Source organism: Actinosynnema sp. NPDC023658, from assembly GCF_040639995.1.
Classification (GTDB): domain Bacteria; phylum Actinomycetota; class Actinomycetes; order Mycobacteriales; family Pseudonocardiaceae; genus Actinosynnema.
In genome coordinates, this window is the sequence record NZ_JBFAAX010000311.1 from 1 (window position 1) to 6,790 (window position 6,790).

At 73.9% G+C, this 6,790-nt stretch carries 6 protein-coding genes; 3 read left to right on the top strand and 3 right to left on the bottom strand.

Going from position 1 to position 6,790, the window contains the following annotated elements:
* The 3 genes from AB0G02_RS24845 to AB0G02_RS24855 form a co-directional block, all read right to left on the bottom strand.
* The coding region (locus AB0G02_RS24845; RefSeq protein WP_360797902.1) for a hemolysin family protein at nt 1-917 on the bottom strand (917 nt) is incomplete at its 3' end.
* Nucleotides 914-2,251: a hemolysin family protein gene (locus tag AB0G02_RS24850; protein WP_360797904.1), complete on the bottom strand. Its 1,338-nt coding sequence runs from the start codon at nt 2,249-2,251 to the stop codon at nt 914-916. The genes AB0G02_RS24845 and AB0G02_RS24850, both read right to left, overlap by 4 nt.
* A gap of 166 nt (nt 2,252-2,417) precedes the next feature.
* Complete coding sequence (locus AB0G02_RS24855; RefSeq protein ID WP_360797906.1) at nt 2,418-3,458, bottom strand: LacI family DNA-binding transcriptional regulator; 1,041 nt, start codon at nt 3,456-3,458, stop codon at nt 2,418-2,420.
* Between the two features lie 274 nt (nt 3,459-3,732).
* On the opposite strand from AB0G02_RS24855, the gene AB0G02_RS24860 reads away from it, so the two are divergent.
* The 3 genes from AB0G02_RS24860 to AB0G02_RS24870 all read left to right on the top strand — a co-directional run.
* On the top strand, nt 3,733-4,872 hold the full coding sequence (locus AB0G02_RS24860; RefSeq protein WP_360797908.1) for a Gfo/Idh/MocA family oxidoreductase: 1,140 nt from the start codon (nt 3,733-3,735) through the stop codon (nt 4,870-4,872).
* 47 nt (nt 4,873-4,919) lie between these two features.
* Nucleotides 4,920-5,987: a DUF993 family protein gene (locus AB0G02_RS24865; protein ID WP_360797912.1), complete on the top strand. Its 1,068-nt coding sequence runs from the start codon at nt 4,920-4,922 to the stop codon at nt 5,985-5,987.
* A partial coding sequence (locus tag AB0G02_RS24870; RefSeq protein ID WP_360797910.1) for a sugar phosphate isomerase/epimerase family protein occupies nt 5,984-6,790 on the top strand: 807 nt, incomplete at its 3' end. The genes AB0G02_RS24865 and AB0G02_RS24870, both read left to right, overlap by 4 nt.

Here is a 6,790-nt window from a genome sequence, read left to right on the forward strand (position 1 = left end):
TGGCTCTGCGAGCGCCGCAGCGCCGCCACCGCGTCGTCCAGGCTCGCGTCCACCCGCACCCGGGGCAGCCCGCGCACCCGGCCCGGCGGCACCCGCGTCGACGGGTCGGCGTCCGCCAGGTCCAGCACGTCCTTGACGTGCAGGTAGCCGATCAGCCGGTCGTCCTCGCGCACCGGGAACCGCGAGAAGCCGGTGGCCGACACGGCGGCCTCGACCTCCTGCATGGTCGGCCGCACCGGCACCGACGTGATCCGGTCCAGCGGCACCAGCACGTCGGACACGGTCCGCTCGGCCGACGACAGGGTCTGCGCGAGCCTCCGGTGCTCGGAGTCCTCCAGCAGGCCCTCCTGCCGCGACTGCCCGATCAGCAGGGCCAGCTCGTCCCGCGTGTAGGCCGACTCCAGCTCGTCCTTCGGCGTCACGCCCATCAGCTTGAGCACCGCCGTGGACGCCACGGTGAACCCGCGCAGCAGCGGCGCGACCAGCCGGCAGAACCAGTAGTGCGCGGGCACCAGCAGCAGCGCGGTCCGCTCGGGACCGGCGATGGCCAGGTTCTTCGGCACCATCTCGCCCAGCACGGTGTGCAGCGCCACCACGATGATCAGCGCCAGCGCGAACGCGACGCCGTGCCGCACCGCGTCCGGCACGCCGATGCCGTGGAACGGCGCCTCCAGCAGCGCCGACACCGCGGGTTCACCCAGCGCGCCCAGGCCCAGCGAGCACAGCGTGATGCCGAGCTGCGCGCCCGCGATCAGCAGCGGCAGCTCGCGGCCCGCCTTGATCGCGGTGCGGGCCCGGCTGGAACCCTGCTCGGCCAACGCCTCCAACCGGTCGCGACGGGCCGTGATGATCGAGAACTCGGCGCCGACGAAGAACGCGTTGCCCGCCAGCAGCAGCAGGATCACCAGCACGATCACCGCGACACCCCCGACTCCTCGGCGGCCGGGTCGACCCGGGCCACCCGCAGCTCGGCCACCCGGTGCCGGTCCATCTGCACCACGGTGATCCGCCAGTCGTCCACCCGGATCTCGTCACCCGCGTCGGGGATGCGGCCCAACCGGGCCAGCACCAGGCCCGCCACGGTCTCGTAGTCGCCCTCCGGCATCCGGAACCCGGTCGCCTCCGCGATCTCGTCGTCGCGCAGCAGGCCGGACACCAGCCACGCCTCGCCGCCCAGCCGGCGCACCGGCGAGGTCTCCCGCCGGTCGTGCTCGTCACGCACGTCCCCGACGATCTCCTCGACCAGGTCCTCCAACGTGACCAGGCCCGCCGTGCCGCCGTACTCGTCGACGACCAGCGCCGTCTGCAGGCCCGAGGCGCGCAGCCGGTCCAGCAGCGCGTCACCCTCCAGCGTCGCGGGGACCGTCTGCACCGGCCGGGTCAGCGCCGACACCGGCGTGGTGGCCCGCTGCGACCTGGGCACCCCGAACGCCTGCTTGACGTGCACGATCCCGCGCACCTCGTCCAGGTCGCCGTGGTACACCGGGAACCGGGAGAAGCCCGTCTCCCGGGCCCTGGCCACCAGGTCCAGCACGGTCGCGTCCGCGCGCAGCGACTCGACCCGCACGCGGGGCGTCATCAGCTCCTCCGCGGTGCGGTCACCGAAGCGCAGCGAGCGGTCCAGCAACGTGGCGGTGCCGGGGTCGATGGTGCCCTGCTCGGCGCTGGAGCGGACCAGCGCGCCGAGCTCCTGCGGCGAGCGGGCCGAGGCCAGCTCCTCCGCGGGCTCCACGCCGAGCCGGCGCACCAGCCAGTTCGCGGTGCCGTTCAGGGCGGTGATCAACCACCGGAACACCGCGGAGAACCCGGCCTGCACGCCCGCGACGGCACGTGCGGTCTCCAGCGGCCTGGCGATGGCCAGGTTCTTCGGCACCAGCTCGCCGAACACCATCGACAACGCCGTGGCCAGCGCCAGCGCCACGGTCAGCGCGATCGGGCGGGCCGCCGACGCGGGCACGCCGAGACCGGTCAACGCCGGCGTGACGAGCTCCGCGATGGCGGGTTCGGCGATGTAACCGGTGATCAGCGTGGTGATGGTGATCGCCAGCTGCGAGCCGGAGAGCTGGAACGACAGGGACCGGTGCGCCTTCTCCACCGTCCGCGCCTTCGCGTCACCGACCTGGGCGACGTGCGACTCGACGGTGCTGCGCTCCAGGGCGGTCAGGGAGAACTCGGCGGCGACCGCGATGAACGTGCCGATGGTGAGCACCACCACGGCACCGAGGCCGAGAACGCTGAGCAGGATGGTCATCGGGTCCACCCCGACCGGATCGGACGGGGGTGGATCGGGCGGGGCAGGCAGCCGGGTATCGGACCCGGCTCGGTACTGCAGCCCGGGGACTGCGCGTCGCGCACGGAAGGGATCACTCCTCGTGAGGGGTGGTCGAACGGTGTCCAGTTTAGAGCGTAGCCGGCGGTCAGCGCAGTCCGATACCGCTGGGCGGGGAAGTGCTCGCTCGCAGCACCACCTCACCCGCCACCCGGACCGTGCGCGGTGACGCCACCACGTCGTCCAACACGAGCCGGGCCGCCCGCTCGCCCATCTCCTCCAGCGGCAGCCGCACCGTGCTCAACGCCGGCACCAGGTCGCGCAGGGTCGGGATGTCGTCGAACCCGGCCACCGAGACGTCCTCCGGCACCCGCAGCCCGCGTTCCCGCAGCGCCGCCATCGCGCCCATCGCCATCACGTCGTTCACGGCGAACACGCAGGTCGCGCCGGTGCGGGCGGCGATCAGGTCGGCCACCGCCGCGTACCCGCCGTCCCGGGTGAAGCCGCTGGTGATGACGCCCGCGTCCGGCAGGTCGAGGCCCTCGTCGGCCAGGCCCGCGCGGAACCCGGCCAGCCGGTCGCGCGCCACCAGCAGGTCCGGCGGACCGGCCAGCACGGCGAACCGCCGGTGGCCCAGCGCGGCCAGCCGCCGGGCCAGCGCCCGCGCGCCCGACCGGTTCGAGGGCACCACCGTGTCCGAGCCGAGCTTCGCCTGTGAGACGCACGCCACCCGGCCGCCCTGCGCGGTGAACGCGGTGATCTCCTCGGCCAGCCGCCGCGACGCCGCCCGGTCGGTCGTGCGGCTGCCCGCGATCACCACCGCCCGCGCCCGGTGCGCGCGCAGCGTGTTCACCAGCTCCACCTCGCGGCGGGGATCCCGGCCGGTGGTGCCGAGCACCACGACCAGGCCGGCGTCCTCAGCGACCCTCGTCACACCCGCGGCGATGCTGGAGAAGTAGGGGTCCGCGATGTCGTGCACCACCAGGCCCACCAGCACGCTGGAGTTGCGGGCCAGCGCCTGGGCCGAGGCGTTGGGCAGGTAGCCGAGCCGGCGCGCGGTGCCGAGCACCCGTTCGCGCAGCTCCTCGCTGACCTGCCGGGTGCTGCCGTTGAGCACGCGCGACGCGGTCGCGAGCGACACGCCCGCGTTCTTCGCCACTTCCGCCAGCGTGACCTGCCGCGACGTCAACGCCGCCTCCTTCGCGTTCCTGGTCGGGCGAGACTAGCCGCTGCCGCGACCGGACCGGCGCAGGTTCGACCCCTTCAGGCACGCGCGTCGCCGCGCGGCCCCGGCCGGCGTGGTCTTCGATTTGGTCGAACGGGTGTTCGAGCGGCGGCAAGATCACGTCAGGCGTGCGCGTGGTGGCGACCCCGGTCGGTCGCCGTCGGGAGGTTGACGGCCGCGAGCAGCCGACCGTAGCGTGTTGGAAAGCGCTTTCCACGACTGTGAGCGGGGTGTACGCATGGCGGTGCGCACGATCGGCGTCGCGTTGAACGGGGTCACGGGCCGGATGGGGTACCGGCAGCACCTGGTCCGCTCGATCCTCGCCCTCCGCGAGCGCGGCGGGGTGCGGGTCGGTGACGACGTGCTGGTCCCCGAGCCGCTGCTGGTCGGCCGGAACGCCGCCAAGCTCAAGGAGATCGCCGAGCGGCACGACCTGCCCCGCTGGACCACCGACCTGGACGCGGCGCTGGGCGACCCGGACGTGTCGGTGTACTTCGACGCGCAGGTGACGTCGGCGCACGTGTCGGCGTTGACGGCGGCGATCGACGCGGGCAAGCACGTCTACAGCGAGAAGCCGGTCGCGGCCACGCCGGAGGAGGTGCTGGGGCTGGCCCGGCACGCGGACGCGGCGGGCGTGCGGCACGGCGTGGTGGCCGACAAGCTCTACCTGCCGGGCATCCGCAAGCTGAAGCGGCTGCTGGACGGCGGGTTCTTCGGCCGGGTGCTGTCGGTGCGCGGCGAGTTCGGTTACTGGGTGTTCGAGGGCGACTGGCAGAGCGCGCAGCGGCCGTCGTGGAACTACCGCGCCGAGGACGGCGGCGGGATCGTCGTGGACATGTTCTGCCACTGGAGCTACCTGCTGGAGGGGCTGCTCGGCCCGGTGGAGGCGGTGACCGCGCGGGCCGTCACGCACATCCCGACGCGGTGGGACGAGAACGGCGAGCCGTACGCGGCCACGGCCGACGACTCGGCGTACGCGATCTTCGAGATGGCCGGTGGCGTGGTGGCGCAGGTGAACTCGTCGTGGGCGGTGCGGGTGCGGCGCGACGAGCTGGTCGAGTTCCAGGTGGACGGCACGCTGGGCAGCGCGGTGGCCGGGTTGCGCAACTGCGTGGTGCAGCCGAGGTCGATCACGCCGAAGCCGGTGTGGGACCCGGACGTGCCGTCGTCCATCGACTTCCGGGCGCAGTGGCAGGACGTGCCGGACAACGAGGTGTTCGACAACGGGTTCATGGTGCAGTGGGAGGAGTTCCTCAAGCACGTCGCCGTGGGTGCGCCGTTCGCGCACGACTTCCACTCCGGCGTGCGCGGCGTGCGGCTGGCCGCGCTGGGCCTGGAGTCCTCGCGCACCGGCCGGCGGATCGAGGTGCCCGCGTGACGTCGGTGCTGCTGCCGAGCCGGGACGGCACGTTCCGGCGGCACCGCCTGGGTGCGCCGCGCGAGTGGGGGACCGGGCCGTTCGGGTCGCGGGTCGCGTTCGCGGCGGCGCACGTGGTGGCCGACCCCTTCGCCGCCAACACCCCCGGTGCGCCCGCCGTGCTCGACTGGGACGCCACCCTGGCCTACCGGGTGCGGTTGTGGGAGCACGGTTTCGGCGTGGCCGAGGCGATGGACACCGCGCAGCGCGGGATGGGCCTGGACTGGGGCACGGCGCTGGAGCTGATCCGGCGCAGCGCGTCGATCGCCACCGGGCGGCTGGCGGCGGGCGTCGGCACGGACCACGACACCGCGGACCCGTTGACCGCCTACCGCGAGCAGCTGGCGGCCGTGGTGGAGGCGGGCGCGCAGCCGATCCTGATGTGCAGCCGGAAGCTGGCCGCCTCCGCGCGCGGACCCGAGGACTACCAGGAGGTGTACGGCGCGCTGCTGGAGGAGGTCGACCGGCCGGTGATCCTGCACTGGCTGGGCACGGCGTTCGACCCGGTGCTGGAGGGCTACTGGGGCTCATCCGACGTGACGGCGGCGACCGGGCACTTCCTGGACCTGGTCAAGGCCTACCCGGACAAGGTGGACGGGGTGAAGGTGTCGCTGCTCGACGCCTCGCACGAGGTGGGGTTGCGGCGGGCGCTGCCGGAAGGCGTGCGGTGCTACACCGGTGACGACTTCCACTACCCGGAGCTGATCGCCGGGGACGCGGAGGGCCACAGCGACGCGCTGCTGGGGATCTTCGACGCCATCGCGCCGGCCGCGTCCGCCGCGCTGAGGGCGTTGGACGCCGGCGACCTCGACCGGTACCACGAGGTGCTGGCGCCGACGGTCGCGCTGTCGCGGCACCTGTTCGGCACGCCCACCTACTACTACAAGACCGGTGTGGTGTTCCTGGCCTGGCTGGGCGGGTTCCAGGACGCGTTCGGCATGGTCGGCGGCCTCCAGTCGGCCCGGGACGTGGTGCACCTGGGGGAGGCGCTGCGGCTGGCGGACCTGGCCGGGCTGCTGCCCGACCCGGACTCGGCGGCGGCGCGGTGGGGACGACTGCTGGAGGTGCTGACGTGAAGCTGTCGCTGAACCAGGCCACGGTGAAGCGGGCGTCCGTGCCCGAGGTGGTCGACGTGTGCGCGCGGAACGGGATCGGCGCGGTCGGGCTGTGGCGCGACCCGGTGGCCGAGCACGGGCTGGAGCGGACGGCGGCGCTGGTGAGGTCGGCGGGGCTGGAGGTGTCGTCGCTGTGCCGCGGCGGCTTCTTCACCGGCTTCGACCAGCGGCTGGACGACAACCGGCGGGCCATCGACGAGACCGCGGCGCTGGGCGCGTCGTGCCTGGTCCTGGTGCCCGGCGGGGTGCCGGACCGGGACCTCGTAGCGGCCCGGGGCCGGGTCGCGTCGGCCTTGGAGGTGCTGGCGCCCCACGCGGCCGACGTGGGCGTGCGGCTGGCGCTGGAGCCCATGCACCCGGTGTTCTGCGCCGACCGGGGCGTGGTGTCGACGTTGGGGCAGGCGCTGGAGCTGGCCGCGCCGTACCCGGAGTCGGTCGTCGGGGTGGTGGTGGACGCGCTGCACGTGTGGTGGGACCCGGCGCTGGCGGCGGACGTGCGGCGGGCGGGCCCGCGGATCCACTCCTACCAGGTGTGCGACTGGGTGACCCCGCTGCCCGCCGACGTGCTGCTCGGCCGCGGGCTGCCCGGTGACGGGCACATCGACCTGGTCGGGCTGACCGCGCTCGTGGCCGACGCCGGGTACACCGGCGCGGTCGAGGTCGAGGTGTTCAACGAGCAGGTGTGGGCGCGACCGTTCGACGAGGTCGCGGCGGACCTGGTGCGCCGGCACGCGTCGGGCTGGGAGCCGGTCGTGGACGGCGGC

What these genes read in the sequence shown, in the direction of transcription:
- AB0G02_RS24850 (WP_360797904.1), bottom strand. Translation starts at nt 2,251, where the DNA reads ATGACCATCCTGCTCAGCGTTCTCGGCCTCGGTGCCGTGGTGGTGCTC.
- AB0G02_RS24860 (WP_360797908.1), top strand. Translation starts at nt 3,733, where the DNA reads ATGGCGGTGCGCACGATCGGCGTCGCGTTGAACGGGGTCACGGGCCGG.